A 26931-nucleotide genomic window follows, 5' to 3' on the forward strand; every position below is an offset into this window, starting at 1 on the left:
AATAATAAAAAAAGAACAAGTTCGGAATGCGAACTTGCTCTTAATCTATATACAAGTGATGCACTCCATTATTTTTAAATAATGACAAACTCTCAGCTCTTAACCAAAAAGTCCAACAAATTATAACTGCTATTATAATCGCTTCGGCATCGCACCCTTTCAAATTCAGCTGTTAGCAGACAGTAATCTAAACTTTACTCATGATTGATGCGCCTCATCAAAATATTATTAAATTGGTATGTGTTCATTATACATATGACAAATATGAATGTAAACCGATAATTTAGATTTTTTGGAATAACCTGAAAATTCAAGTTATAGCGTTGCTTATATTATAAAAGGTGGTGATAATGAGACTTTTCGAAAAATAAAATCCAAAATACTTATAGCATACTCAATATGCACATTAAATAAATATACTCTTTTAATGCGTTGATAACTGTATTTGTAATTTAGAGAAGGGGTGTTCACTATGCTGATGTGTTAAAAAATAAAATAAAAAGGACACCTCGATGCTATAAACATTAGCATCGAGACGCCCAGTTAATGTCTATTAAATTGAATATAGTCTCGGACATGAATCAATGCCCTAGACCCTGCAATGTTATATTGACAGTAGTTGACTGAATGAAAATGACTTTGTAGCTAGCTTTTTTCACCCCTTGTCGGCGCCACGCATAGAGAAATTGGATTCCTAATTTCTACAAACAATACCAGTTGGGGAATAAGTCCCAATATAGAAGGTGACAGTAAGTCAACTTACAAAAATGTGCAAGTTAGCCGGGCCTCAACACAGAGATTTTCGAAAAGAAATTCTACATATTATATTTATTTTAAAACGCCGATTTCTTGCAAGTATTCTTCATATGGAATTTCTTTTGAAACGCCGCCTTGTTTATTTAAATCGATAACACGATTTGCAATCGTGTTGATAAATTCGAAGTCATAAGAAGTAAAGATGATAGAACCTTTAAATGATTTAAGACCATCATTGACAGCAGTAATACTTTCTAAGTCTAAGTGGTTAGTAGGTTCGTCAAGTAAAAGTACATTCGCACTTGATAACATCATTTTACTTAGCATACAACGTACTTTTTCTCCACCTGAAAGCACACTAGCTTTTTTCTTAACTTCTTCACCACTAAATAACATACGACCTAAGAAACCACGTAAAAATGTTTCTGTTTGTTCATCTTCAGGAGCATATTGTCTTAACCAATCAACGAGATTCATATTTACACCCTCAAAGAACTCTGAGTTATCTTTAGGGAAGTAACTTAATGATGTAGTAACACCCCATTTAAATGAACCTTCGTCTGGTTCCATTTCGCCAGCTAATATTTTAAGTAATGTTGTTTTTGCAATTTCACTATCTCCAATTAAAATCGCTTTATCATTTGGATTCATTGTGAATGATACATTATCTAATACTTTTTCGCCGTCAATTGTTTTAGAAAGATTTTGAACGATTAATAAGTCGTTACCAATCTCACGCTCAGGCGTGAATTTAACGAAAGGATATCTTCTTGATGATGGTTGAATATCATCTAATTCAATTTTCTCAAGTTGTTTTTTACGACTTGTTGCTTGTTTAGATTTAGAAGCGTTAGCTGAGAAACGAGCAATAAAGTCCTGTAACTCTTTCATTTTTTCTTCTTTTTTCTTGTTTTGTTCTTGAGCCATCTTTTGAGCTAACTGACTAGATTGATACCAAAAATCATAGTTACCAACATAAACTTTAATTTTACCAAAGTCTAAATCAGCGATATGAGTACATACATTATTTAAGAAATGACGGTCATGTGATACTACGATAACAGTATTATCAAAGTTAATTAAGAAATCTTCTAACCAACTGATTGCTGGAATATCCAGACCGTTAGTAGGCTCATCCAGTAATAGTACGTCTGGTTCACCGAATAAACTTTGCGCTAATAATACTTTAATTTTTTGGTTGTTTTCTAATTCAGCCATTTTTTTATCGTGTAAAGTTGGATCGATACCTAAACCGGATAAAAGGTTAGCTGCATCAGCTTCAGCATTCCAACCATTCATTTCTGCAAATTCACCTTCAAGTTCGGCAGCACGGATACCATCTTCATCACTGAAATCTGGCTTCATATAGATTTCATCTTTTTCTTTCATAACCTCATAAAGACGTTCGTGACCTTTAATTACAACATCAAGCACGCGTTCATCTTCATAAGCATAGTGGTCCTGTTTTAAAACAGCTAGACGTTCATTTTTACCTAATGAAACATGTCCTGTTTGAGAATCTAATTCACCAGATAATATTTTTAAGAATGTTGATTTACCTGCACCATTCGCACCAATTAATCCATAACAATTACCTTCTGTAAATTTAATATTTACATCTTCAAATAGTTTACGATCTCCAAAACGTAAACTCACATCAGTTACTTGTAACATGCATTTTCTCCTTTTTTTCATTCGATATTCTAACGGAAGAATTATATCATATTATCGTCACAGTTTCGACCTCATATAAGTTGTAATGATAGAATGACTCACACATGTTATAATAATAAAGAATACAAGAATCGAAGGAGAATAACATGGCATTAGACAAAGATATAGTAGGTTCTATAGAATTCCTTGAAGTAGTAGGGTTACAAGGCTCAACTTACCTTTTAAAAGGACCAAACGGTGAAAACGTAAAGTTAAACCAATCAGAAATGAACGATGATGATGAATTAGAAGTAGGTGAAGAATATAGTTTCTTCATTTATCCAAACCGTTCAGGTGAATTATTTGCAACTCAAAATATGCCTGATATTACGAAAGATAAATATGATTTTGCTAAAGTACTTAAAACGGATCGCGATGGGGCACGTATAGATGTTGGATTACCCCGTGAAGTGTTAGTACCATGGGAAGATTTACCAAAAGTGAAATCACTATGGCCACAACCAGGTGATCATTTGCTAGTTACATTACGAATTGACCGTGAGAATCATATGTATGGACGTTTAGCGAGTGAATCTGTTGTAGAAAATATGTTTACACCTGTACACGACGATAATTTAAAAAACGAAGTCATTGAAGCCAAACCTTACCGCGTATTACGAATTGGTAGCTTCTTATTAAGTGAATCAGGTTACAAAATATTCGTACATGAATCAGAACGTAAAGCTGAACCAAGACTAGGTGAATCTGTTCAAGTTAGAATTATCGGGCATAATGATAAAGGTGAGTTAAATGGTTCATTTTTACCACTTGCACATGAACGTTTAGACGATGACGGTCAAGTCATCTTTGATTTACTAGTTGAATATGATGGTGAATTACCATTCTGGGACAAATCAAGCCCTGAAGCGATTAAAGAAGTATTCAATATGAGTAAAGGTTCATTCAAACGTGCAATCGGTCACTTATATAAACAGAAGATTATTAATATAGAAACAGGTAAAATCACTTTAACTAAAAAAGGTTGGAGTCGAATTGACTCAAAAGAATAATCATTTTTACACGTATCGTAGGATGCGTGTTTTTTATATTCAATATTAAATCGGACAGATGAAGTAGTTTTTGAATTTCATCTGTCCATTTTTTTGTGTTCATATTTAAATTTCGATAATTTTTCAGGAGCATTTTAATTTTACTAATGAAGCAATATTTTTTAGATTAACAAAAAATAATATTTACATTTTCTTAACAAACATTTATGTAACATTTACAGTTTCTAAAAATGAGGTTAATAATTCAAGGTTAAGATAAAGATGTAATCAATACAAATACTATTTGTTGTTCATACAGGGAGGATATTTCAATGAAAAAATGGCAATTTGTTGGTACTACAGCTTTAGGTGCAACACTATTATTAGGTGCTTGTGGTGGCGGTAATGGTGGCAGTGGTAATAGTGATTTAAAAGGGGAAGCTAAAGGTGATGGCTCATCAACAGTAGCACCAATTGTGGAGAAATTAAATGAAAAATGGGCTCAAGATTACTCTGATGCTAAAATCTCAGCAGGACAAGCTGGTACAGGTGCTGGTTTCCAAAAATTCATTGCAGGTGATATCGACTTCGCTGATGCTTCTAGACCAATTAAAGATGAAGAGAAGCAAAAATTACAAGATAAGAATATCAAATACAAAGAATTCAAAATTGCGCAAGATGGTGTAACGGTTGCTGTAAATAAAGAAAATGATTTTGTAGATGAATTAGACAAACAGCAATTAAAAGCAATTTATTCTGGAAAAGCTAAAACATGGAAAGATGTTAATAGTAAATGGCCAGATAAAAAAATAAATGCTGTATCACCAAACTCAAGTCATGGTACTTATGACTTCTTCGAAAATGAAGTGATGAATAAAGAAGATATTAAAGCAGAAAAAAATGCTGATACAAATGCTATCGTTTCTTCTGTAACGAAAAACAAAGAGGGAATCGGATACTTTGGATATAACTTCTACGTACAAAATAAAGATAAATTAAAAGAAGTTAAAATCAAAGATGAAAATGGTAAAGCAACAGAGCCTACGAAAAAAACAATTCAAGATAACTCTTATGCATTAAGTAGACCATTATTCATTTATGTAAATGAAAAAGCATTGAAAGATAATAAAGTAATGTCAGAATTTATCAAATTCGTCTTAGAAGATAAAGGTAAAGCAGCTGAAGAAGCTGGATATGTAGCAGCACCAGAGAAAACATACAAATCACAACTAGATGATTTAAAAGCATTTATTGATAAAAATCAAAAATCAGACGACAAGAAATCTGATGATAAAAAGTCTGAAGACAAAAAATAATAAGACGCAATTTCAAATGTGTCTTGAAACATGATTTTGATGGTGAATCATTATTTAGAGTATAAAGCTTGATTTATCGAGACGCTGATTTTGACATTCAGTTAGTCTACAAGCTTATCAACTTAAAATAGTGGTTCATCATTATTTTACAAATCTAATTATTTTGGGAGTAATAGAAAGAGGTTTGATTATGACTTCATCTACTAATGTTAAAGCTTTAATTGAAAAAAATAATAATAAAAAAGGGAAGCATAATGACAAAATTATACCAGTTATTTTAGCCGCAATTTCAGCGATTTCCATTTTAACAACACTAGGTATATTAATCACATTGCTTTTAGAAACCATCACTTTTTTCACCAGAATTCCAATAACTGAATTTCTATTTTCTACTACTTGGAATCCTACCGGTTCAGACCCTAAGTTTGGAATCTGGGCATTGATAATAGGGACTTTAAAAATCACAGTTATTGCGACTATATTTGCAGTTCCTGTCGGGCTTGGTGCAGCAATTTATTTAAGTGAATATGCAAGTGACCGTGCACGACGCATAATTAAACCGATATTAGAAATTTTAGCAGGAATACCAACAATTGTGTTTGGTTTCTTTGCATTGACCTTTGTTACACCAGTATTAAGATCTTTCATACCAGGTCTTGGAGAGTTTAATGCTATAAGTCCCGGCTTAGTTGTCGGTATTATGATTGTCCCTCTCATCACAAGTTTGAGTGAGGATGCAATGGCATCTGTACCAAATAAAATTCGAGAAGGTGCCTATGGACTTGGAGCAACTAAATTAGAAGTAGCAACTAAAGTCGTACTTCCTGCAGCAACATCAGGTATTGTAGCTTCAATCGTTCTCGCGATTTCAAGAGCAATTGGAGAAACGATGATTGTATCATTAGCGGCAGGTAGTTCGCCAACAGCTTCATTAAGTTTAACAAGTTCGATTCAAACAATGACTGGATATATTGTTGAGATAGTGACAGGTGATGCAACATTTGGATCAAATATTTATTACAGTATTTATGCTGTAGGATTCACATTATTTATCTTTACCTTAATCATGAATTTACTTTCTCAATGGATTTCTAAGCGTTTTAGGGAGGAGTATTAATATGGAAACGACAGATAATAATAGACAATCACTCGTCGATCAACAACTTGTCCAAAAACATTTATCATCCAGAACGGTTAAAAATAAAGTGTTCAAACTCATATTTTTAGCATGTACATTATTAGGGCTTGTCGTACTTATTGCGTTGTTAACTCAAACATTGATTAAAGGGATAAGTCATTTAAATTTACAGTTTTTCACTAACTTTTCTTCTTCAACACCATCCATGGCTGGCGTTAAAGGCGCGTTAATAGGTTCACTTTGGTTAATGTTAAGTATCATTCCATTATCAATCATCCTAGGAATAGGTACAGCTATATACTTAGAAGAATATGCGAAAAACAACAAATTTACTCAGTTTGTTAAAATCAGTATTTCCAATTTAGCTGGTGTACCATCAGTTGTATTTGGGTTATTAGGTTACACTTTGTTCGTTGGTGGTGCAGGGATTGAAGCCTTGAAAATGGGTAACAGTATATTGGCAGCAGCGCTAACAATGACCTTACTGATATTACCAATTATTATTGTTTCAAGTCAGGAAGCAATTAGAGCTGTACCTAACTCAGTACGCGAAGCTTCTTACGGCTTAGGTGCTAATAAATGGCAAACGATAAGACGTGTTGTCTTACCAGCAGCGTTACCTGGTATTTTAACTGGATTCATTTTGTCTCTTTCAAGAGCACTGGGAGAAACAGCACCACTTGTGCTTATCGGTATACCGACTATATTATTGGCAACACCTAGAAGTATATTGGATCAATTTTCAGCATTACCTATCCAAATATTTACTTGGGCGAAAATGCCTCAAGAAGAATTCCAGAATGTTGCATCGGCAGGCATTATCGTTTTACTAGTTATCTTAATCTTAATGAATGGCGTTGCGATTATTTTACGTAACAAATTTAGTAAAAAATTCTAATTTAAACAATCAATCTCATTTATCTATTAAAAAGGGAGTTTTAAATATGGCGCAAACACTTGCACAAACTAAACAAATTTCTCAAAGTCATACGTTTGATGTCTCACAAAGTCATCATAAAACACCAAATGATACAAACTCACATTCTGTTATATATTCAACACAAAATTTAGACTTATGGTATGGCGAAAATCATGCATTGCAAAATATTAATTTAGATATTTATGAAAACCAAATTACTGCCATTATAGGTCCATCTGGTTGTGGCAAATCAACATATATTAAAACTTTGAATCGAATGGTTGAGTTAGTACCCACAGTCAAAACAGCTGGTAAAATATTATATCGCGATCAAGACATTTTTGATCAAAAATATTCTAAAGAACAATTACGTACAAATGTGGGCATGGTCTTTCAACAACCTAATCCATTTCCAAAATCAATATACGATAATATTACTTACGGTCCAAAGATTCACGGTATTAAAAATAAAAAAGTTCTTGATGAAATCGTTGAGAAATCATTACGTGGCGCTGCAATTTGGGATGAATTAAAGGATAGGTTGCACACAAATGCATATAGTTTATCCGGTGGGCAACAACAGCGTGTTTGTATCGCGCGTTGTTTAGCAATTGAACCTGAAGTCATTTTAATGGATGAACCGACATCAGCATTAGATCCAATCTCAACATTAAGAGTAGAAGAGTTGGTTCAAGAACTAAAAGAAAAGTATACAATTATTATGGTTACACATAATATGCAACAAGCAGCTCGAGTATCAGATAAAACTGCCTTTTTCTTAAATGGTTATGTCAATGAATATGATGACACTGATAAAATTTTCTCTAACCCATCAAACAAGAAAACAGAAGATTATATTTCAGGAAGGTTTGGTTGATATATAATGGCAATAATTAGACAACGATATCAGGAGCAACTTGATGATTTAATAAAAGAATTACGTCGGTTAGGTGCAAATGTCTATGTGAGTATTGAAAATGGTATAAAATCATTAAGTATTGACGATAGAGGCTTTGCACGACAAACAGTTAAAAACGATAAACATATCAATCAATTAAATTATGATATTAATGAGCGAGTTATCATGTTAATTACAAAGCAACAGCCTATTGCGAGTGATTTGCGTATGATGATTTCTTCATTAAAAATCGCCTCCGATTTAGAAAGAATAGGAGATAATGCATCGAGTATTGCCAATATTCGATTGCGTACAAAGATTACAGATGATTATGTGTTAACCCGTTTAAAGACAATGGGTAAACTAGCTATGTTAATGTTAAAGGATTTAGATCAAGCATTTAAAAAGAAAGATACCGTATTAATAAGAGAAATAATTGAGCGAGATGAAGATATCGATGACTTATATAGTCATATTATTAACGCAACGTATCTTATTGATAACGATCCATTTGTCGCTGCACAAGCTCATTTAGCAGCAAGACATTTAGAACGTATTGGTGATCATATTATTAACATCGCTGAAAGTGTTTATTTTTATTTAACAGGTACACATTACGAACAATAACTTAAAGTTATTACTATAAAATCCCTTACGATAAATATATATATTTCTATTATTCATAAACCCTCAAAAAAACCAAGATTCTCACAATTAGTAATGTGAAAATCTTGGTTTATATTGTTCTGCTATAAATTGTCTCGCATCTTAGTTATTTGCTTGCTCAATTTCATCTGTTAATTTTTCAACTTCATCCACTAAATCAGAAATATATTGAATTGTAGATTTAAGTGGCTGTTCTGTAGTAATGTCTACACCGGCAATGTTTGCAAGTTCGACAGGTGATACACTACCACCTTTTTTCAATGTTTCTAACCAAGCATCAACAGCTGGTTGGCCTTCATTTTTAATCTTTTGAGAAACGACAGTTCCGATTGTTAAGCCAGCAGAATACGTATACGAATATAATCCCATATAGTAATGAGGTTGACGCATCCATGTTAATTCAGCACCCTCAGTCATGTCTACTGCATCTCCGAAAAATTGTTTATAAACATTTAGCATTATTTCATTTAATGTCGGCGCATTTAAAGATTCACCTTGATCTACTTTGTGATACACTTCACGTTGATAAGCAGCTTCTAATAAATGGGTAACCATATTATGATAATATGTTCTAGATAAAATTGAGCCAATAACCCAACGCTTAAATCTTGGATTATCACTTGTGTTAAATAAATAATTGGCCATCAACATTTCATTCATTGTAGAAGGGGCTTCAACAAAGTACATTGATGCTTCTGATTCAAGATATGGTTGATGTTTTTGAGCTAATGTAAAATGACCTGCATGACCTAATTCATGTGCTAAGACAAATGCTTCAGCCATTTTACCAGTCCAAGAAATGAACACATATGAATGTGTAAAGTATGGACTTGCACAAAATGCGCCTGTATCTTTACCTTTATTTTGTGCAAAATCAATCCATCGCTGATCGTATGCTTCACGTAACATGTTTGTATAGTCATCACCTAAAACACTTAACGCACCGAAAATATAATTTTTTGAGTCTTCAATTGAAATCTCTGGTTCATAATCAGGGTCTACAGAAATCTTCAAGTCTTCAAAACGCATGTTATCTAATCCGTGAATACGTTGTAAAAGTTTAGCATATTTCTGCATAACTGGTGCCAAGTCACGCATAATCATATCGATTTGACGGTCAAACATATCACGGGTTACTTCTTGACTATGTAATAAATAATCGATTACCGATTCAAATCCACGTAAATCAGCTTCAATTTTTTCTTGTTGTACTTGCATATTATATGTAGCCGCGGTAGTATGCTGATATTTTCGAATCCCATCGCTAAACGATTTGAAGCTTTTACGTCTAAAATCAGGATTTTTATTATCTTCATAATCATTTTCAAACGTAGCATAGTCGACAGGGTACGTTGTACCATCATGTTCAAATGAATCGAATGTAATATCTAGCATTTTTGTCGTGCCGTATAAATCATAAGGACTGTTTAGCGTAGGTGATAAAGTTGCTAATACTTGTTCTACCGACGCAGATAATTGGAATGGCTTTTGTTTAATTAACTGTTTAATATAGTGTTGATATGGACATGCTTCTTCTAATTGTTGAAGTATTTCTTCTGGTAATTCAAGTATTTCTGACTCTACAAATGATAATTGGCTAACAATTTTACCGTATGTAGTAGATAATTTAGCGCTCAATACTTGTGCCTCAATATTACTAGTATCTACACTTAAACGTAGTTCTGCATAATTACTTAAGCGATCTAAGGCAATTAAAATATTTTCTAATTCAGCTAAAGCAGTATTAATTTGTTCGATTGAATTTAATGTTGTTGCATATGTATGATGAAATTGATTGGCTTGTTGTACTAGAGCGTCAATACTTTCATAATATTGTTGATCATCTTTAAATAAGTCTACTAAATCCCATGTTTCTGAAACAGGAACATCTTCTCTTAAAGGTAAACCTTGAGACATATAATCACTCCTTTGGTATAATACATTCATTATACATAATTTTATCTCGTAAACGATAATGTTACGATTTCCATGTCGCAAGGAACAATGTTTTTTCTAATAGTAGATAGAATATTGCTTGAAACTGACTGCTATTGTTTAAGTTTTTAAAAATTTATAATAAAATGTATACAAGGAAAGTAATGAAATAAAAGGAGAATGAATATGACATTATTCGATATGCCTAATTATTTATGGATCACAACATTAATAATGATTTTATTAACAATATTCTGTTGCTTAGTTTTAAATAAATGGTTTGTATCTGCTGTAATTACATTTGTTATATTAGGTGTGCTTGCATTTTTTATTCCAAATTTTCAAGATATAAAATATCAACCATTATTAGGATACGCTGCATTTTTAGCAATCATGAGTTTATTAATTAGTTTTCTATTATGGTATTTTACTAGAAATTGGCGTAAAGAAAGAAAAGCGCGTAAATTAGAAAAGCAAATTGAAAAATACGGCTATGAGGGCGCTGAACTTCGCCGTAAAGATAAAAAATAATATTCGACAACTATATGCACAAAATCATCGACTTTTAAGTTACACTGCAGTAACAATTATTTCGAAAGAGGTGGAATACAGTGCTATAGTTGTTTTTGTTTTGACTTTTTTATATTTTAGATGGTTGACTTGATTCAAAATATTATATTTTATAATGATTTTGTTAAAAAATTAAATATACTTCAATTTCTTTTTGGATAATACTATAATGAACTTTGGTTCTTAATATGTAAGTTGCATATACATGTGCCATTCTCATGTAAAAAGAAAGTGTTAGTAACTTACACAAGGAGGGGGACTATTATGTTCATAATAAAGTCTATGTTGTATAGACTGATGCAAATGATAGTTGTTTTATTTGTTATTTCTACACTTACATTCATTTTAATGAAATTATCACCAGGCAATCCTGTTGATAAAATATTACATCTTGATGTAGCACAAGTGTCGACGGAACAAATAAATGCAACCAAAGATAAATTGGGATTAAATGATTCTTTATTGGTACAGTGGTGGCATTGGATGAATCATTTATTACATTTTAATTTAGGAAAAAGTTTTGAATCAAAAGAACCGGTAACACAGATATTATTCAACTATGCACCCATAACACTACTCATATCTTTTTCAACATTAGTAGTGTCGTTATGCATATCTATACCGCTCGGCATTATAGCAGCCAAACGATTTCATAAGTTATCTGACAAAGTGATTAGAGTGATCTCAACACTATTAATTAGTTTACCAGCGTTCTTTATCGGTATTATTTTATTATTTATTGTCACAAATTTAATGAATATAGATAGCGTTATACTAAGTCAGTTTGTATTGCCTGTATTCACGCTATCTTTAGGTATGTGTGCATACATCATTCGTTTAGTGCGCTCTAATTTATTGACGTTATTGCAAAGTAATATCGTACAAGCATCAAGATTACGAGGTATGAATGAACGTTATATTTTAATTCATGATTTACTAAAACCAACAATTTTACCGATTATCCCATTATTAGGGATTTCACTTGGTAGTCTAATAGGTGGTACTGTAGTGATTGAAAATTTATTTGATATACCTGGTATTGGTTATCTATTAATGGATAGTATTAAATCTCGAGATTATCCTGTTATTCAAGGATGCGTGTTATTTATTGGCTTCTTCGTTGTTATTATTAATACGATTGCTGATTTATTAACGTTATTACTTGATCCGAAGCAGCGTTTACAATTAGGAAATCCAAAAAACAAAACCAATACACCATTGATATCAGAAAGTAGTGACCGTCATGCATAAAATATTTTCAAAGAATAACCTTATCTTTTTTGTATTCGGCGCATTTATATTTGTGATGATTGTACTACAATTCTTTGTCAGTAGTGAAAATGCAACCAAAGTCAATTTATCACAAACTTTTGAACCTATTAGTTGGTTGCATTTATTAGGGACTGATGATTATGGGAGAGATTTATTTACCCGAATTATTATCGGTGCACGTTCAACATTGTTTGTTACTGTTTTAACATTAATAGCTATCGTTGTCATAGGTGTTACACTAGGTCTATTTGCCGGATATAAAAAGGGGTGGATTGAACGATTAGTGTTAAGGTTTATTGATGTTGGTCTAAGTATTCCAGAATTTATCATCATGATTGCTTTAGCAAGCTTTTTCCAACCATCGTTATGGAATTTAGTTACTTCAATTACAATAATAAAATGGATGAATTACACAAGGTTGACTAGAAGTATAGTTAATAGCGAAATGAATAAGCCTTATATAAAAATGGCACAATTATTTCATGTACCTACAAGAACAATATTAATATGTCATTTAACACCTAAAATTATACCGGCTATTATCGTTTTGATGGTCGTTGATTTCGGTAAAATCATTCTATATATAAGTTCACTATCATTTATTGGGTTAGGTGCACAACCGCCAACACCAGAGTGGGGCGCTATGTTGCAACAAGGTCGTGATTTTATTTCGTCTCATCCAATTATGTTGATTGCACCTGCTTCAGTCATTGCTATAACTATTTTAATTTTTAATTTAACCGGCGATGCGCTAAGAGATAGATTGCTGAAACAACGAGGTGAATATGATGAGTCTCATTGATATACAAAATTTAACAATAAAGAATACTAGTGAGAAATCACTTATTAAAGGGATTGATTTGAAAATTTTTAGTCAACAGATTAATGCCCTGATTGGAGAGAGCGGTGCTGGAAAAAGTTTGATTGCTAAAGCCTTACTTGAATATTTACCATTTGATTTAACCTGCACGTATGATTCGTACCAATTTGATGGCGAAAATGTTAGTAGATTGAGTAAATATTATGGTCATACAATTGGCTATATTTCTCAAAATTATGCAGAAAGTTTTAACGACCATACTAAATTAGGTAAACAGTTAACTGCGATTTATCGTAAGCATTATAAAAGTAGTAAAGAAGAGGCTTTGTCCAAAATTGACAAGGCTTTGTCGTGGGTTAATTTACAAAGCAAAGATATATTAAATAAATATAGTTTCCAACTTTCTGGGGGCCTACTTGAACGCGTATACATAGCAAGCGTTCTCATGTTGGAGCCTAAATTAATTATTGCAGACGAACCAGTTGCATCATTGGATGCTTTGAACGGTAATCAAGTGATGGATTTATTACAGCATATTGTATTAGAACATGGTCAAACATTATTTATTATCACACATAACTTAAGTCATGTATTGAAATATTGTCAGTACATTAATGTTTTAAAAGAAGGTCAAATCATTGAACAAGGTAATATTAATCATTTCAAGCATGAGCATTTGCATCCGTATACTGAACACCTAATAAAATATAGAACACAATTAAAGAGGGATTACTATGATTGAGTTAAAACATGTGACTTTTGGTTATAATAAAAAGCAGATGGTGCTACAAGATATCAATATTTCTATACCTGATGGAGAAAATGTTGGTATTTTAGGCGAAAGTGGCTGTGGTAAAAGTACGCTCGCTTCATTGGTTCTTGGCTTATTTAAACCTGTTAAAGGAGAAATTTACTTAAGTGACAATGCTGTGTTACCGATTTTCCAACACCCTTTAACTAGCTTTAACCCTGATTGGACGATTGAGACCTCATTAAAAGAAGCGTTATATTATTACAGAGGCCTAACTGATAATGCTGCTCAGGATCAATTATTAATACAACATTTATCTACTTTTGAGTTGAACGCGCAATTATTGACTAAATTACCAAGCGAAGTGAGCGGCGGACAATTACAAAGATTTAATGTCATGCGTTCGTTATTAGTACAGCCTCGCGTTTTAATATGTGATGAGATAACTTCAAATTTAGATGTTATAGCTGAACAAAATGTAATCAATATATTAAAAGCGCAAACGATTACGAACTTAAATCATTTTATTGTTATTTCTCATGATTTATCCGTGTTACAACGCTTAGTCAATAGAATTATCGTTCTTAAGGATGGCATGATAGTCGATGATTTTACAATAGAGGAATTATTTAATGTTGATAGACACCCTTATACAAAAGAATTAGTGCAAGCATTTTCATATTAGTTATTTAAGAATGCGATAATTCTAGACTTGTTATAAAATATAGATAAATCAAGTATATTAATCTAGACACTTATCGATTTTATTTTCTATATTTAAAAATAATAAAAAAAAGGAGTATCATTAATGGGATTACTTGATATTGCAAGTATTCGTTCTATAGAAAGAGGCTTTAATTATTATCAAAGTGAATGCGTCATTAACTTAAAATCATTTTCAGAAATGCAGCATGAGGCTGAAGTAAAGGGCAGTGGTAACAAAGTTTATCGTTGTTATATTGATATGGAACATCCTAGAAAATCTAAATGTAATTGTCCTCATGCTGATGGAAGACGAGTGATATGTAAACATATGATTGCATTACTCTTTACAGCTAGTCCAGAAGCAGCAAATAAACATATAATCATGTTAAACGAAGTTGAAGAAGACTATCACTTTCGCAGAAATATGTGGATTGATTTTCTTAAAGAAATGATTAATGATATGAGTGAAGAAGAACTCCGCGATGCATATTTAAACATGTTAATTGAACATGGAGAAATGGCAGAATTATTTGGATTAGATGAAGAGGATGAAATGTTCGAGGACGAATTTTATTAAAATAGCCCCTATCGATTGATAATGATTATCATTTGATAGGGGTGTTTTTATTTATATGATTTTAAGACTTTGCAAATAGCTTGTGCATTATTATCGATGTGTTTGATTTTATCAAGTTTCAATATTGCTTGTGTGTATGCTTCTGATGGTCCTATAATATAGCCACTACTAGCATGTTGTAACATGACAATATCATTGTGGTCATTACCAAATGCTATATATTTAACATCTGCATCAAATATATATTGTAATGCAGTATATTTATTAATATTTTGCGCTGTTATATCAATGTTATACTCATTTGAATGGTGAATCATTTCCAATTCTTGATGGCATTTATTTAGCTCGTCTAATATAGTTGTAATTTGTGCCACGTCTATATTTAATAAAATAATCTTGATTGGCGTGTCGATATTTGCAACATCAATACAACTGGCCAGCTTATGTGGATCTAAACGCTCAAAAATAGCGTTCTCAGCGTCAAGTTGTGCAGCATAATTCCAATCATCATCAATAATATAATCTAACTCATACTTTTGAATTATTTTTAAGATATGATGATATGTATCTGTATGAATTGGTTTGATAACAGAAATCTTTGATTGCTGTGAAATCATAGCACCATTTGCGCCAATTAATGTGTGCTGATGAAATACTGATGGTAAAACTGGCAACAAATCACGAATCGGACGTGCTGATGCAAATATAAGTTCATGACCAGCATGTTGTAATTGTAACAATGTATCGATAATAGTCTGGTCAATTAATCGGCCGTCAAAACAAAGCGTACCGTCAATATCAAAGACAAATCTCATCAAATCACTCCAAACAATATAATACCATGATTATAGCATAAGTAAGTTATGTGACGATATTAGATAATGATTATGATGTAGGGTACCTTTTGCGTTACAGATATTTAACTTCCTATAATATATATTATGTAAACTAGAATGTGAAATTCCATAAAAGGTTTATTCACCAAAAATATAATACATTTTGACTTGTTTTGAGTCATATTGAATGAATTAAAACGTATACTCAACTCAATCATTTACAAATAGGTTGTGCAATGCATATTTATATTTATTGCAATCACTTGTTAAACTTGTCATTTAATATATCATTAGAGGCTTTATTAAAAAGCATAAAAAAGAGCCTATAGTATCAATAACTATAAGCCCTAACATCATTTACATCTATTTCTTTAATTTTTTACGTAATTTATCCAATGTTGTGAACAACCAATATTTCACTTTATGAATTGGTTTATAGAAATCCCCTATTAATTCTTCGATTTGTACATTAAATCCACGTTTAAAGCGGTATACGCCATAATCTTCACTGTTTTCCGTAAAATCACCTGATAAACCATAGAAATTATAACGATCATAACCATTATCGAAGCAATAGTTAATCATAAACCAATGCATCATGTATGGTCCCATAAATTGATTATATTTTTCTGATGAACCCCCAGAGAAATAATTCACTTCATATGCATTTGCAAAATAAACGCCAGAAGCAAGGTTTAGAATCGGGCCGTCCGTTTTGCTCAATTCACTAGCATTCAATAATTCATGCTGATCATGATCAATTTGCTTATCTAATTCTGCAATTTTCTTCATTTGTTTATCTGATTTGTTTTCTTTCGCCATCATTTGATCACGACGATTTTCTTTGTCATTCAATTCCTGTTGCAACTTTAACACATATTCATCAAGGTCAATATATGCTAATGGTACTAATACTTTATCTCCATATGTGTCAATAAAGTTATAAAAATAATCATCTGTTTTTGATACAAATCCAGCACGCTCTTCAGTTTCACGATATAAATCTAGGAAAAGATTGAACTCATCACGTTCAAGGAATCTGACTTTAACACCATAGTTTATCGCTTTATTAATATTACGTTTACGTTGACTATCAAATGTCTTTTTCAATGTTTCAGGTGTTTTACCTTCAAGGTTTAATACGCCCATCCATCGTACTTGGCTCGATGTATCATACTCAGTTGTAAAGCCATGATGCTCGTAACCATGCGATTTAAACAAGTTTACTAAGGCATCATTTTTCTCGCGACCTTCAAATGGCACGATATCTTTATCATATAGATGATATAACCAATACGGATCTAATTTAACATATAAACATTGATGTTGCTGTAAATATTTATCTAACTCTTTTAAATAATAATCAACTAATCCTAAATCTGAAAAATCCATTACTGGACCACGATTCGAATAGTAAACATAACTTCCCATAGTAGGAATTTTAGAGAAAAGGCTTGCTGCAATTACTTTGTTATTGTCGTCTTTAATACCTAATAAAACTACTTCAAAGCCATCATTCTCACGGGTAACTATATTTTCTTTTACTTGGAAATAATGACTTTCCAATGATGGATTTTGTACAAAGTTGTCAAATTCGGTAACAGTTAACTCTGTAAATTTCATGTTTTGATAATTCCCTTCCTAAAAAATTCTGTCTTTAACTTTTTTAAGTGCGGTATATGCTGCGTAAACAGGTTTATTAATTGGTTTTATAAAGTCACCAACATATTCAATAATTTCAGCATTGTAACCTTTTTTGAATTTAACTACACCAGCATCTTCAGCATCTTCTGTAAATTTACCACTAACACCATAGAAATTATAACGGTCAATGCCATGATTTAATGCATAATTAATCATTTCCCATTGCACTGCATAACTTCCGGCAAAATGGCGGAAAGCATTTGATGTACCACCAGCATAATAAACAACTTCAAATGGATTGATAAAGAAGAAACCAGCAGAGATAGGTAGTTCATTACCATGTTCTTCTTGTAGACGTTTACCTTCTTCAATCTTTTGCTCATTTGCATCAAGTTGTTGTTGTAAGTTATCTCGTTTGTTATGCGCTTTTTTGTTTTCAGGACGTTTTTCAATATCCTTTAATGCTTTATTTAAATCTTTATTTAAAATATCACGCTCTTCATTTAGTTCTTTAATATATTCATCAAAATTGATATACGCTAAAGGCACTAACACACGGTCTTTGTAATATTTTAAGCGATTGTAATAAAACTTGTCATCACGATCAGCAAAAGCTTTTGATTCTGACGTATCTTCCATAAATGATCTAAAAATTGGTAGTTCTTCTTCAGATAAATATCTTACTTTAACACCATTCTTTTTAACTTTTTTCGTGTTTCTTTTTCTAAGTCCATCCATATTTTTAATGATGTCATCTGCTGTTTTATCTTTTAAATCTAACACTGAGTGATAACGAATTTGTAGCACAGGATCAAATCCTTTATGGAATCCAGTATGTTCAAATCCTAAGTTACTCATTTTATCAAAGAACCAATCATTACCAGCATTACCTGTAATCTCGCCATCATGATTCAAGTATTGATATGGTAAATACGGATCGATATGTAGGTATAGACAACGATGTTTTTTAACATATTTTGATAATTCATTAAAGAAAAAGTGTACGAGTTCTTGATTTTCATAATCGATCACTGGACCGCGATTTGAATAAAAATACTTGAACACTTTCATAACAGGTACAGCAGTAAGTAAGCAAGCTGCAATGACCTCGTTATTATTGTTTTTTATTCCCACTAAATGTGTTTCATAACCTTCAGCAAGCTTTAACTCATAGTGGCCAACAGTTTGCGTGAAATGACTGTATGGCATGCTATCTGTAAAGGCGCCAAACTCTTTAGCTGTTAAATTTGTAAACTTCATTATCATTACTCCTATTTATCTCTCGTTAATTAATTTCATTTCCGTATTTGCAGTTTTTCTATTTCCCCTCTGCAAATGTCAAAAATAATAAATCTAATCTAAATAAGTATACAATAGTTAATGTTAAAACTAAAACATAAACGCTTTAATTGCGTATACTTTTATAGTAATATTTAGATTTTTGCATACAATTTCAAAAAAAGTAATATGAACGTTTGGGTTTGCTCATATTACTTTTGTATCATTTCTATTCAATTTTATAATTCACCGTTTTTCACTTTTTCAAACAGTATTCGACTAATTTTTTTAAATCAAGTAAACTTAATTATTCAATGTTTGCTGGATAGATTGTAAATATTTAATGATTTCTTCACGCGTGTTAGATTTAAATCGTTTTACTATTTCACTACCAATAACGATACCATCTGCAACCTCTTTTATATCTGCAACATGTTGTGGAGTTCTTATACCAAATCCTGCGACAACTGGCACATTGGCTATCGCTTTAATTGACTCAATTTTTCGTTTTAATTCTGGGTGAAACGCACCGTTTTGTCCTGTTGTCGCATTCATCGTCACAGTATAAATAAAGCCTTCCGCATGTGATACGATATCTTTTATACGTTTGTCATCAGTAGTCATCGCAACTAACGATATGATTTTGACACCATAGTGACTAAATTGTTGTTTTAAACGCTGCGATAATTCAAATGGTAAATCAGGAATAATTAAGCCGTAGACACCGGTATCTCGACATTTTTCAAAAAACGCTTGTTCTCCATAATGACAAATAATATTATAATACGTCATTAATACATACTGACACTTAATTTGATTACCGTGTTTTTCTAATTGCTCGAAAATATAATCTATCGTTATGCCTTGTTTAATCGCTTGTTGACCTGCTTCCATGATAACTGGACCATCAGCAACCGGATCAGAGAAAGGTACACCAATTTCAATTATATCTGCACCATTTTCACTCAACAATGTTGCATTTTCAATCAAATCTTTATTGCCCATAATATAAGGTATAAATAATTTAGTCATTTGCAAGACCTCGCTCTGCCATATATTGTCTAATTGTTTCCATATCTTTATCGCCACGTCCAGAAATAGTTACTACAATAATATCTTCTTTCGACATCGTAGGCGCTAGTCTTTCAACATAACTCAGTGCATGTGCACTTTCAATTGCAGGTATAATACCTTCATGTTTTGTAAAGTTGATTAAAGCATTCATTGCTTGTGTATCACTTGCATTTTCAAAAGTTACTCTACCAATGTCGTGGTAATAAGAATGTTCTGGTCCAATACCAGGATAATCAAGTCCTGCTGAAATAGAATGTGCTAGTTGCACTTGCCCACCTTCATCTTGAATTAAATACATTTTAGTACCATGTAATACGCCAGGTGATCCTTTGCCAATTGCAAGTGCATGTTTATCAGTATCCTCGCCTTGACCTGCGGCTTCAACACCGTATAACGCAACATCATCTTTAATAAATGGATAAAATGTACCGATTGCATTTGAGCCACCACCAATACATGCTACAATTGCATCCGGAAGTCGACCTTCTTTCTTCAATATCTGTGATTTTATTTCTTTACCAATCACACTCTGAAAATCTCTAACAATCGTTGGGAATGGGTCTGGACCTAATGCAGAACCTAATAAATAATGTGTGTCATCTACATGACTTACCCAATATTGCAATGCTTTATTAACTGCATCCGATAAAGTCCCTTGACCATCTTTAACTGCCACAACCTTTGCACCAAGTAATTCCATTCTAAATACATTAAGTTGTTGTCTTTTAATATCTTCACTTCCCATAAAGACAACAAGTTCCATATCAAATAATGCAGCAACCGTAGCACTAGCTCCACCATGTTGACCCGCACCAGTTTCAGCAACAAGCTTCTTCTTGCCCATTCTTTTAGCAAGCAACGCTTGACCTAATGCATTATTAATTTTATGGGCGCCTGTATGATTTAGATCCTCTCGTTTTAAATATATTTTAGCACCACCTAGGCTTTCAGTATATGATGCAGCATATGTAAGTGGCGTCGCGCGTCCTACATACTCTGATAAATAGTATTCCAGTTCTCTTTGAAACTCTGGATCTGCTTTTGCCTCTTTATAAGCTTTTTTCAACTCAATAATTGCTGGCATTAATGTTTCTGGAACATATTGCCCTCCGTATTCACCAAAGAAACCTAATTCATCTGCTTCTGTTTGTATTTGTTTATTCATTTTCTCTATCTCCTTTCACAATATTTACAATTGCTGTCATTTTTTCTATATCTTTTCGCCCATTTACTTCTATACCTGATGCAAGATCATAACCTTGATGTGATAATTTAAGTTGATTAACTGTTTGAATATTTTCAGAGTTAATGCCTCCTGCTATCTAGTAAGGTATGTCTTTTATGTACTTCAAAATAGTCCAATCATATGTTTGACCGGTACCACCATACGACACTGAGGGTGTGTCGATAATAAATAAATCTACGAACCCTTTATATTTATTTATGTTTTGGATTATGTTTTCATCTGCAGCTAAAGCTTTAGTAATCTTAATGCTTGAATACTTCTTTTTAATTTCCTGTATAAAATCAATAGATTCTGTGCCGTGTAACTGTATTGTGTTAATTGGCGTATTGCTTAATACGTGTTCAATAGTTGTTAAATCAGGATTTACCACGACACATACTTTGTCAATATGATTTTGAACAGCAGACGCTAACTTTTTTATTTGGGTAATTGTTTGATGCCTTTTACTTTTTTCATAATGGATGAAACCTATCGCATCAATAGGTAATTGACTGGCCGCTGTAACATCCTCGATTGATGTAAAGCCACAAAATTTCAATTTCATCATGATTTCACCTTTTGCATTTTCAGTTGTGGTAAAAATTCAGATAGATTGTCACAACGCATAAGCGCTTCACCTATTAGTAGGCCATCGATACCACTATGCAAGATTTTTTTTACATCAGATGCATCGTGAATACCACTTTCAGAAATATAATAATGATTTGGTTTTTTATTTTCTAAAATAGTATTTGTATGTTCCACATTTGTGACAAATCGTTTTAAGTCCCTGTTATTTACACCAATCAATTTAGCATTAACCTTATAGGCACGTTCTAATTCATGACGATCATGTACTTCAACTAGCACTTCTAAATTTTGCGATATAGCGTAGTTATATAAATCTTTCAATTGTTTATCCGATAAGATGTTAACGATCAATAAAATCATAGATGCACCTGCTTGTTTAGCAACATCAATTTGAAGCGGATCTATAATAAAATCTTTGCATAATACGGGTAATGTTGTTTTTGTTGTCAATGCTTGTAATCTTTCAAAACTACCACCAAAGTACTTTTCATCAGTTAAAATGGACACGGCATTTGCACCATACTTTTCATAATCTGAGATTTGTTGCGATAAATCTCGTTCAGGTAAGTCATTAACTGTAGGACTCTTCGATTTGATTTCTGCAATAATTGCTAGCTTTGGTTCTTTCTCAATTGCGTTTATAAAAGATTTTTTATTCTGAATATTCACACTTTTCAAGGTATTAAGTTTGTCTTGATAATAGCCATTTTGTAAAAGTGACTGTTTATATTTAACAATTTCTGCTAAAATCGTCATATTATTCACCTCTCATTTGATGGTATTTTTTCAATGCTTTACCATTATCAATCAATGTAGTTGCAAGTTCTATGCCTTCTGCGATGGTATCCACTTTCTCTGCAACATAAAGGCTTAAACCCGCATTTAGTAAGACAACATCACGTCGACTTGACTGATCTTTACCATTCAAGATATTAAGGGAGATTGCTAAATTTTCTTCAGGTGAACCACCTTTAAAATCGCTATTCGGCGCATGTTTCAAACCATAATCAGTCGCATTTAATGTGTAATTTTTGATTTCTCCATCTTCAGTCAATTCATATATCAAATTATCACCAGATAGTGTTGCTTCATCCATACCATTTGCACCATGTAAAACGATTGCACGTTTTCTGCCTAAATCTTTAATCGTTTTAGCAACTAACTTTAACTTTGTAGGATCAAAGACGCCTACCATTTGATACGTTAAGTGATATGGATTAATTAATGGACCCACAAGGTTTAATATTGTAGGCTTTCCAATCATTTTTCTAACTGGTTGCATATACTTCATGATTGGATATGATTCAGTTGCACCAATGAATACAAGGTCTTTTTCATTTAATTGGTTAGGTGTATCATCAACAGTTGTTGTTTGTATGTTCATTTGATTTAACAAATCCGTACTACCTGAATTTGAGGTAATACTTTTATTACCATGTTTAATGACTTTAACACCAGCACTTGCTACAACAAAAGCTACAGTTGTTGAAATGTTGAAACTATTTGACTTGTCACCACCTGTGCCGCACACACACATAGCCCCTTCATAACATGGTTGATGTGGATACATTGTATTAATTAAGCTACGTACAATATATGTTAATTCTTGTTGTTGGATTTCTCGCTCCGAATAGGAACTAAGTAATTCGTATTTAATATCAGTTCCAATACTAGGAGAAATAAGTATATCGATTAGCTCTTTAATGTCGCTTTCAAGTAATATAGTTTCAGTTTTTATTCTTGTTAGTAATGTCATGGTTTTCATCCTTTCTTCACTAGTTTAATAAAATTTGTAATTATTTTGACACCATAGTCTGTAGCAAATGATTCAGGATGGTACTGAATACCATAATGCGGTCGTTCATTATGCTCAAATGACTGTATACAATCTTCGGTACGTCCAGTAATTTTCAATTCTTCTGGAAAATTATCAGGGTTACTTATTAATGAATGATATCTCATAATTGAGAACTGTTCTGGTACATCGTGATATAACACTTTGTGAGTATTTGAAGTGATACTTATAGTATCAACTTTGCCGTGCATAACCTTGTCGCCTTTAATCACTTCTCCACCGTAGTAACAAGTCAGTGCCTGAGCCCCTAAACAAATACCTAAAATGGGTTTATCTTGGTAGGTTGATATGATTTTCATTAACTGTTGGTCGTCTAATGGATGCCCAGGACCTGGTGAAATAATGACAGCATCAACAGATTGATTCAGCACACCATCATCATCTGGGTATTGAACAATGACGTCAGTATGTTGAGCAACAATATCCACTAGGTTATACGTAAAGGAATCATAATTATCTACAACTAAGATCATGGGCTCACCTCCAATAAGCTTTTAGCTTTCAATTTCGTTTCATTCAGTTCTTTTTCAGGAATAGAATCATATACAACTCCACAACCAGCTTCTACGTTGATATACTGCTCATCTATCATCATCGTTCGAATTGCTAATGCAAAATCTAAGTTATGATTACAATTTATGTATCCAACACCACCACTATAAACGCCACGTTTATGTGGATATTGTTCATAAATTCTTTCGATTGCACGTAATTTTGGTGCACCTGAAACGGTACCTGTTGGTAATAAATTCGCAATAACTGTCATTGGCGATAAATTTTGATTTATTTTACCAGTGACTTCACTTACGATATGCATAACATGTTCATATTTTTCAATAACCATTAATTTAGTAATTTTTGAGGTACCGATTTTACTTACTCTATGAATATCATTACGCCCTAAATCAACAAGCATACGATGTTCACTACATTCTTTAGGATCGTTAAGTAGTTGTTTCATATTCTCATTATCTATTTTTGTCGTCTCACCACGTTGAATCGTACCTGCAATAGGATTAGTTGTTACAATTTGATCTTTGACACTTACGAAACTTTCGGGAGAACTACCGACAATATAGGGTTTATCGATATTAAGATAATACATATATGGACTTGGGTTTTGTCGTTTTAAATTTTGATACAGTTGAAACGTAAGTTGATTTAAATGCTGATTAGCATGATGCGCATATTTGTAAATTCTTGACGGCACAACTTGGAACATATCCCCTTCTGCTATTTTCTCTTTGAAATACTGTATCATTTCGATAAACCTTTCTTCAGAAATGTTTGATTGAATTTCTTTAGTTTTAAAATCAAAATCTTGTGTAGGCATGAATGGTTGGATTTTAGTTAAGTCTTCGATAGACTTATTAACTCGATTCTCAAAATCTGATTTTGTTGAATTTGAAAATTGATTCGTCGCGATGATATATAACTCATCTTTGTAATGGTCAAATACATAAACTTGTTCAACCATATATAACCGTACATCGTGCTGCTTGTGATCCTCTAATTGTATTGATTGCAATTTAGGAAATTCATGTCTTACTAAATCAAAGCTACACGTCCCAACATATCCAGATATAAACGGTAATGGCTTAAGTTGATTATCTTGAATATTATGATAGTCTTCATTTATTTTAGTCGTTAAATAATGATACGGTCTTTCAGTGATTTGATACGACTCTTTTAAAGTGCTTACAGATAATACATCGTTATCTAAAGTTAAAGTACCGTAGATGTCAAATATCACTATAGAATAGCGACCCTTAGTTTGTTGTTGATTTGTACTTTCCAAAATGATCTTCTTGGAATGAAGTTGTGCTAAAACTTCAGGTGTTACATTTGCTTTTATTTTTTTATAGAATACATCCATTCTTTACGCTCCTTTCTAAAAAAACGCCAGCATCCTTATCAATATAAAGGACGCTGACGCGTGGTACCACCTAAATTAACCGAATATTCGAAATATTCATAGTTCACTCTTTACTATATATAATTTTCTGTTGCAGACAAAACCCAATTTCATTAATCTCGGTGTTAGTTCACATCACCCACTAACTTTCTGTTGCTACCTTTAACTAACTACTACATTTTGTCTAAATAAAAAGACACCACATAACGCATATACCTGTAAGGACGCGTTACCGTGGTGCCACCTTAGTTAACATAATTCATGTTCACTTTCAAAACTCATTCAATTGTTTTCCAAAGTCCAATTCACAAGATATGGCGTGCTAATTCCCATCACCCATTAGCTTTCTATTTGCTACGTTTCATATCTGCTACTATTTCTTTAGAAAATTCTAATTATTTTTATAGTTCATTATATTACATAGGTCGTTCACATTTGTCAACACTAATTGTTTACTCAATTGGTGATAAGCAATATGCATATAATAATTTCTCTGTCGCTTTAATAGAATCAATATGTGTTCGTTCCATTGCATGAGATGATTCAATGCCAGCCCCAAATAAACCATGTCTGATATCCGCACCAGCATGTAAAGCTGCTGAAGCATCTGAACCATAATATGGATATATGTCTACTTTATATGGAATATTATTTATTTTGCAAAGATTAACTAGGTGTGATTTCAATTGCTTATGATATGGACCTGAAGCATCTTTGGCACAAATAGAAACTGTATATTCATCCGATGCTTGACCGTCTCCCAACGCGCCCATATCTAATGCAATATATTCTTTGATTTTCGAATCAATTGATGCATTTGCACCGTAACCTATTTCTTCGTTATTAGAAATATAAAATTGCGTTGTATGTGGTAATATTATTTGCTCTTCTTTTAATTTCTTTAGTAATTGTAGTATCATCGCTACGCTAGCTTTATCATCTAAATGACGAGATTTAATAAAACCTGATGACGTGATAACTGTACGTGGATCAAAGCTAACAAAATCACCTACTGAAATACCTAAACTCTTTGTATCTTCTTCTGATGTAGTTACTTCATCAATTCTTATTTCCATATGCTTTTGGTCTCTAGGTATTTCATGATTATTTCTATATACATGAACACTTGTTTCATGCAGACAAATGGTTCCTGTATATATTTGGCCAGCATCAGTTTTAATTTGGCAATATTCACCCTCAATCGCGTTATACGTGAATCCTCCAATTAATTCTATTGCTAAGCGTCCATCTTCTTTAATTTCTTTAACCATTGCACCTAAAGTATCAACATGAGCAGTAATACAGCGTTGTACTTCATCATTTTTGCCTGGCACTGTTATTAATAACGCACCTTTATTTGTTAGTGTTGTTTGATAACCTAAGTCTTTTGCATATTTTTCGACAAATTGAATTGCTTCTTCTGTGTCTCCTGAAGGACTATTAATACCTGTTAATGTTTTAATCATTTCTAATATTGGTTCCATTGAT

The 26931-nt window shown here is 32.4% G+C and carries 25 protein-coding genes, 1 pseudogene and 1 riboswitch; of the genes and pseudogenes, 13 read left to right on the forward strand and 13 right to left on the reverse strand.

The window, feature by feature from the left end:
* Positions 1-50: 50 nt before the first annotated feature.
* A riboswitch (Lysine riboswitch) is annotated at positions 51-226 on the reverse strand.
* Between the two features lie 602 nt (positions 227-828).
* Positions 829-2430, reverse strand: a complete 1602-nt coding sequence (locus tag ACXQH5_RS01060; RefSeq protein WP_000942303.1) for an ABC-F family ATP-binding cassette domain-containing protein — start codon at positions 2428-2430, stop codon at positions 829-831.
* A 146-nt stretch (positions 2431-2576) separates the two neighbouring features.
* On the opposite strand from ACXQH5_RS01060, the gene cvfB reads away from it, so the two are divergent.
* The 6 genes from cvfB to phoU all read left to right on the forward strand — a co-directional run bounded on the left by cvfB (position 2577) and on the right by phoU (position 8356).
* Complete coding sequence (cvfB, locus tag ACXQH5_RS01065) at positions 2577-3479, forward strand: RNA-binding virulence regulatory protein CvfB (protein WP_001162352.1); 903 nt, start codon at positions 2577-2579, stop codon at positions 3477-3479.
* A 311-nt stretch (positions 3480-3790) separates the two neighbouring features.
* Entirely contained in the window at positions 3791-4774 is a 984-nt protein-coding gene (locus ACXQH5_RS01070; protein ID WP_000759237.1) for a phosphate ABC transporter substrate-binding protein PstS, read from the forward strand.
* 190 nt (positions 4775-4964) lie between these two features.
* Positions 4965-5891 (forward strand): phosphate ABC transporter permease subunit PstC, encoded by a 927-nt coding sequence (pstC, locus tag ACXQH5_RS01075; RefSeq protein WP_458066409.1) that lies wholly within the window; start codon positions 4965-4967, stop codon positions 5889-5891.
* Position 5892: 1 nt separating this feature from the next.
* Positions 5893-6810: a phosphate ABC transporter permease PstA gene (pstA, locus tag ACXQH5_RS01080; protein ID WP_000450291.1), complete on the forward strand. Its 918-nt coding sequence runs from the start codon at positions 5893-5895 to the stop codon at positions 6808-6810.
* 46 nt (positions 6811-6856) lie between these two features.
* Positions 6857-7708 carry a phosphate ABC transporter ATP-binding protein PstB gene (gene pstB / locus ACXQH5_RS01085; RefSeq protein WP_000079452.1) on the forward strand — a complete coding sequence of 284 codons (852 nt, stop codon included), beginning with the start codon at positions 6857-6859 and terminating at the stop codon, positions 7706-7708.
* Positions 7709-7714: 6 nt separating this feature from the next.
* Positions 7715-8356: a phosphate signaling complex protein PhoU gene (phoU, locus tag ACXQH5_RS01090; protein ID WP_000974847.1), complete on the forward strand. Its 642-nt coding sequence runs from the start codon at positions 7715-7717 to the stop codon at positions 8354-8356.
* 141 nt (positions 8357-8497) lie between these two features.
* Here the strand turns inward: phoU and pepF are convergent, their stop codons facing one another.
* Positions 8498-10312, reverse strand: a complete 1815-nt coding sequence (gene pepF, locus ACXQH5_RS01095; RefSeq protein WP_000077558.1) for an oligoendopeptidase F — start codon at positions 10310-10312, stop codon at positions 8498-8500.
* A gap of 204 nt (positions 10313-10516) precedes the next feature.
* Here pepF and ACXQH5_RS01100 point away from each other — a divergent pair, with 204 nt between their 5' ends.
* The 7 genes from ACXQH5_RS01100 to ACXQH5_RS01130 all read left to right on the forward strand — a co-directional run bounded on the left by ACXQH5_RS01100 (position 10517) and on the right by ACXQH5_RS01130 (position 15025).
* Positions 10517-10861, forward strand: coding sequence for a 6TM ABC transporter family protein (locus ACXQH5_RS01100; protein WP_000171798.1), 345 nt, complete (start codon positions 10517-10519; stop codon positions 10859-10861).
* Complete coding sequence (locus ACXQH5_RS01105; protein WP_031845103.1) at positions 10809-10994, forward strand: hypothetical protein; 186 nt, start codon at positions 10809-10811, stop codon at positions 10992-10994. Before ACXQH5_RS01100 ends, ACXQH5_RS01105 begins: the two co-directional genes overlap by 53 nt.
* A 170-nt stretch (positions 10995-11164) precedes the next feature.
* On the forward strand, positions 11165-12151 hold the full coding sequence (gene nikB / locus ACXQH5_RS01110; RefSeq protein ID WP_000469944.1) for a nickel ABC transporter permease: 987 nt from the start codon (positions 11165-11167) through the stop codon (positions 12149-12151).
* Complete coding sequence (gene nikC, locus ACXQH5_RS01115) at positions 12144-12974, forward strand: nickel transporter permease (RefSeq protein WP_000548930.1); 831 nt, start codon at positions 12144-12146, stop codon at positions 12972-12974. Before nikB ends, nikC begins: the two co-directional genes overlap by 8 nt.
* Entirely contained in the window at positions 12961-13734 is a 774-nt protein-coding gene (locus tag ACXQH5_RS01120) for an ATP-binding cassette domain-containing protein (protein WP_000052320.1), read from the forward strand. The genes nikC and ACXQH5_RS01120 overlap by 14 nt, the downstream gene beginning before the upstream one ends.
* Complete coding sequence (locus tag ACXQH5_RS01125) at positions 13727-14428, forward strand: ABC transporter ATP-binding protein (protein ID WP_000571245.1); 702 nt, start codon at positions 13727-13729, stop codon at positions 14426-14428. The genes ACXQH5_RS01120 and ACXQH5_RS01125 overlap by 8 nt, the downstream gene beginning before the upstream one ends.
* 123 nt (positions 14429-14551) lie before the next feature.
* The gene (locus ACXQH5_RS01130; protein WP_458066418.1) at positions 14552-15025 is read left to right on the forward strand and encodes an SWIM zinc finger family protein; all 474 of its coding nucleotides are present in this window, start codon (positions 14552-14554) and stop codon (positions 15023-15025) included.
* Positions 15026-15072: 47 nt separating this feature from the next.
* On the opposite strand, the gene ACXQH5_RS01135 is transcribed toward ACXQH5_RS01130, so the two are convergent.
* The 11 genes and pseudogenes from ACXQH5_RS01135 to ACXQH5_RS01185 form a co-directional block, all read right to left on the reverse strand.
* Entirely contained in the window at positions 15073-15840 is a 768-nt protein-coding gene (locus ACXQH5_RS01135; RefSeq protein ID WP_001213011.1) for a Cof-type HAD-IIB family hydrolase, read from the reverse strand.
* A 384-nt stretch (positions 15841-16224) separates the two neighbouring features.
* A complete protein-coding gene (femB, locus tag ACXQH5_RS01140) occupies positions 16225-17484 on the reverse strand; it encodes a glycine glycyltransferase FemB (protein ID WP_000673098.1) in 1260 nt (419 codons plus the stop codon).
* An 18-nt stretch (positions 17485-17502) separates the two neighbouring features.
* Positions 17503-18765: a glycine glycyltransferase FemA gene (gene femA / locus ACXQH5_RS01145; RefSeq protein WP_000673315.1), complete on the reverse strand. Its 1263-nt coding sequence runs from the start codon at positions 18763-18765 to the stop codon at positions 17503-17505.
* A gap of 321 nt (positions 18766-19086) precedes the next feature.
* Complete coding sequence (trpA, locus tag ACXQH5_RS01150; RefSeq protein ID WP_000163620.1) at positions 19087-19815, reverse strand: tryptophan synthase subunit alpha; 729 nt, start codon at positions 19813-19815, stop codon at positions 19087-19089.
* On the reverse strand, positions 19808-21022 hold the full coding sequence (gene trpB, locus ACXQH5_RS01155; RefSeq protein WP_168367455.1) for a tryptophan synthase subunit beta: 1215 nt from the start codon (positions 21020-21022) through the stop codon (positions 19808-19810). The genes trpA and trpB overlap by 8 nt, the downstream gene beginning before the upstream one ends.
* Positions 21015-21647: pseudogene (locus ACXQH5_RS01160) on the reverse strand (phosphoribosylanthranilate isomerase). The gene trpB and the pseudogene ACXQH5_RS01160 overlap by 8 nt, the downstream one beginning before the upstream one ends.
* Positions 21647-22429 (reverse strand): indole-3-glycerol phosphate synthase TrpC, encoded by a 783-nt coding sequence (gene trpC / locus ACXQH5_RS01165; protein ID WP_000153622.1) that lies wholly within the window; start codon positions 22427-22429, stop codon positions 21647-21649. The pseudogene ACXQH5_RS01160 and the gene trpC overlap by 1 nt, the downstream one beginning before the upstream one ends.
* 1 nt (position 22430) lies before the next feature.
* Positions 22431-23429 carry an anthranilate phosphoribosyltransferase gene (gene trpD, locus ACXQH5_RS01170; RefSeq protein ID WP_000173835.1) on the reverse strand — a complete coding sequence of 333 codons (999 nt, stop codon included), beginning with the start codon at positions 23427-23429 and terminating at the stop codon, positions 22431-22433.
* A 5-nt stretch (positions 23430-23434) separates the two neighbouring features.
* The gene (locus tag ACXQH5_RS01175; protein WP_000604804.1) at positions 23435-24001 is read right to left on the reverse strand and encodes an anthranilate synthase component II; all 567 of its coding nucleotides are present in this window, start codon (positions 23999-24001) and stop codon (positions 23435-23437) included.
* Positions 23998-25404, reverse strand: coding sequence for an anthranilate synthase component I (locus ACXQH5_RS01180; protein ID WP_000382434.1), 1407 nt, complete (start codon positions 25402-25404; stop codon positions 23998-24000). Before ACXQH5_RS01180 ends, ACXQH5_RS01175 begins: the two co-directional genes overlap by 4 nt.
* Before the next feature lie 491 nt (positions 25405-25895).
* Positions 25896-26927 (reverse strand): M42 family metallopeptidase, encoded by a 1032-nt coding sequence (locus tag ACXQH5_RS01185; RefSeq protein WP_000433354.1) that lies wholly within the window; start codon positions 26925-26927, stop codon positions 25896-25898.
* Positions 26928-26931: the final 4 nt, after the last annotated feature.

The organism is Staphylococcus sp. SA22, from assembly GCF_054165785.1.

What these genes read in the sequence shown, in the direction of transcription:
- cvfB (WP_001162352.1), top strand. Translation starts at nt 2,577, where the DNA reads ATGGCATTAGACAAAGATATAGTAGGTTCTATAGAATTCCTTGAAGTA.
- femB (WP_000673098.1), bottom strand. Translation starts at nt 17,484, where the DNA reads ATGAAATTTACAGAGTTAACTGTTACCGAATTTGACAACTTTGTACAA.
- pstC (WP_458066409.1), top strand. Translation starts at nt 4,965, where the DNA reads ATGACTTCATCTACTAATGTTAAAGCTTTAATTGAAAAAAATAATAAT.
- ACXQH5_RS01120 (WP_000052320.1), top strand. Translation starts at nt 12,961, where the DNA reads ATGAGTCTCATTGATATACAAAATTTAACAATAAAGAATACTAGTGAG.
- trpD (WP_000173835.1), bottom strand. Translation starts at nt 23,429, where the DNA reads ATGACATTACTAACAAGAATAAAAACTGAAACTATATTACTTGAAAGC.
- pstB (WP_000079452.1), top strand. Translation starts at nt 6,857, where the DNA reads ATGGCGCAAACACTTGCACAAACTAAACAAATTTCTCAAAGTCATACG.
- ACXQH5_RS01135 (WP_001213011.1), bottom strand. Translation starts at nt 15,840, where the DNA reads ATGAGATTTGTCTTTGATATTGACGGTACGCTTTGTTTTGACGGCCGA.
- ACXQH5_RS01060 (WP_000942303.1), bottom strand. Translation starts at nt 2,430, where the DNA reads ATGTTACAAGTAACTGATGTGAGTTTACGTTTTGGAGATCGTAAACTA.
- trpC (WP_000153622.1), bottom strand. Translation starts at nt 22,429, where the DNA reads ATGACGATTTTAGCAGAAATTGTTAAATATAAACAGTCACTTTTACAA.
- ACXQH5_RS01175 (WP_000604804.1), bottom strand. Translation starts at nt 24,001, where the DNA reads ATGATCTTAGTTGTAGATAATTATGATTCCTTTACGTATAACCTAGTG.
- pstA (WP_000450291.1), top strand. Translation starts at nt 5,893, where the DNA reads ATGGAAACGACAGATAATAATAGACAATCACTCGTCGATCAACAACTT.
- ACXQH5_RS01070 (WP_000759237.1), top strand. Translation starts at nt 3,791, where the DNA reads ATGAAAAAATGGCAATTTGTTGGTACTACAGCTTTAGGTGCAACACTA.
- ACXQH5_RS01125 (WP_000571245.1), top strand. Translation starts at nt 13,727, where the DNA reads ATGATTGAGTTAAAACATGTGACTTTTGGTTATAATAAAAAGCAGATG.
- ACXQH5_RS01130 (WP_458066418.1), top strand. Translation starts at nt 14,552, where the DNA reads ATGGGATTACTTGATATTGCAAGTATTCGTTCTATAGAAAGAGGCTTT.
- ACXQH5_RS01100 (WP_000171798.1), top strand. Translation starts at nt 10,517, where the DNA reads ATGACATTATTCGATATGCCTAATTATTTATGGATCACAACATTAATA.
- trpB (WP_168367455.1), bottom strand. Translation starts at nt 21,022, where the DNA reads ATGAATAAACAAATACAAACAGAAGCAGATGAATTAGGTTTCTTTGGT.
- pepF (WP_000077558.1), bottom strand. Translation starts at nt 10,312, where the DNA reads ATGTCTCAAGGTTTACCTTTAAGAGAAGATGTTCCTGTTTCAGAAACA.
- phoU (WP_000974847.1), top strand. Translation starts at nt 7,715, where the DNA reads ATGGCAATAATTAGACAACGATATCAGGAGCAACTTGATGATTTAATA.
- femA (WP_000673315.1), bottom strand. Translation starts at nt 18,765, where the DNA reads ATGAAGTTTACAAATTTAACAGCTAAAGAGTTTGGCGCCTTTACAGAT.
- nikB (WP_000469944.1), top strand. Translation starts at nt 11,165, where the DNA reads ATGTTCATAATAAAGTCTATGTTGTATAGACTGATGCAAATGATAGTT.
- ACXQH5_RS01180 (WP_000382434.1), bottom strand. Translation starts at nt 25,404, where the DNA reads ATGGATGTATTCTATAAAAAAATAAAAGCAAATGTAACACCTGAAGTT.
- trpA (WP_000163620.1), bottom strand. Translation starts at nt 19,815, where the DNA reads ATGACTAAATTATTTATACCTTATATTATGGGCAATAAAGATTTGATT.
- ACXQH5_RS01185 (WP_000433354.1), bottom strand. Translation starts at nt 26,927, where the DNA reads ATGGAACCAATATTAGAAATGATTAAAACATTAACAGGTATTAATAGT.
- nikC (WP_000548930.1), top strand. Translation starts at nt 12,144, where the DNA reads ATGCATAAAATATTTTCAAAGAATAACCTTATCTTTTTTGTATTCGGC.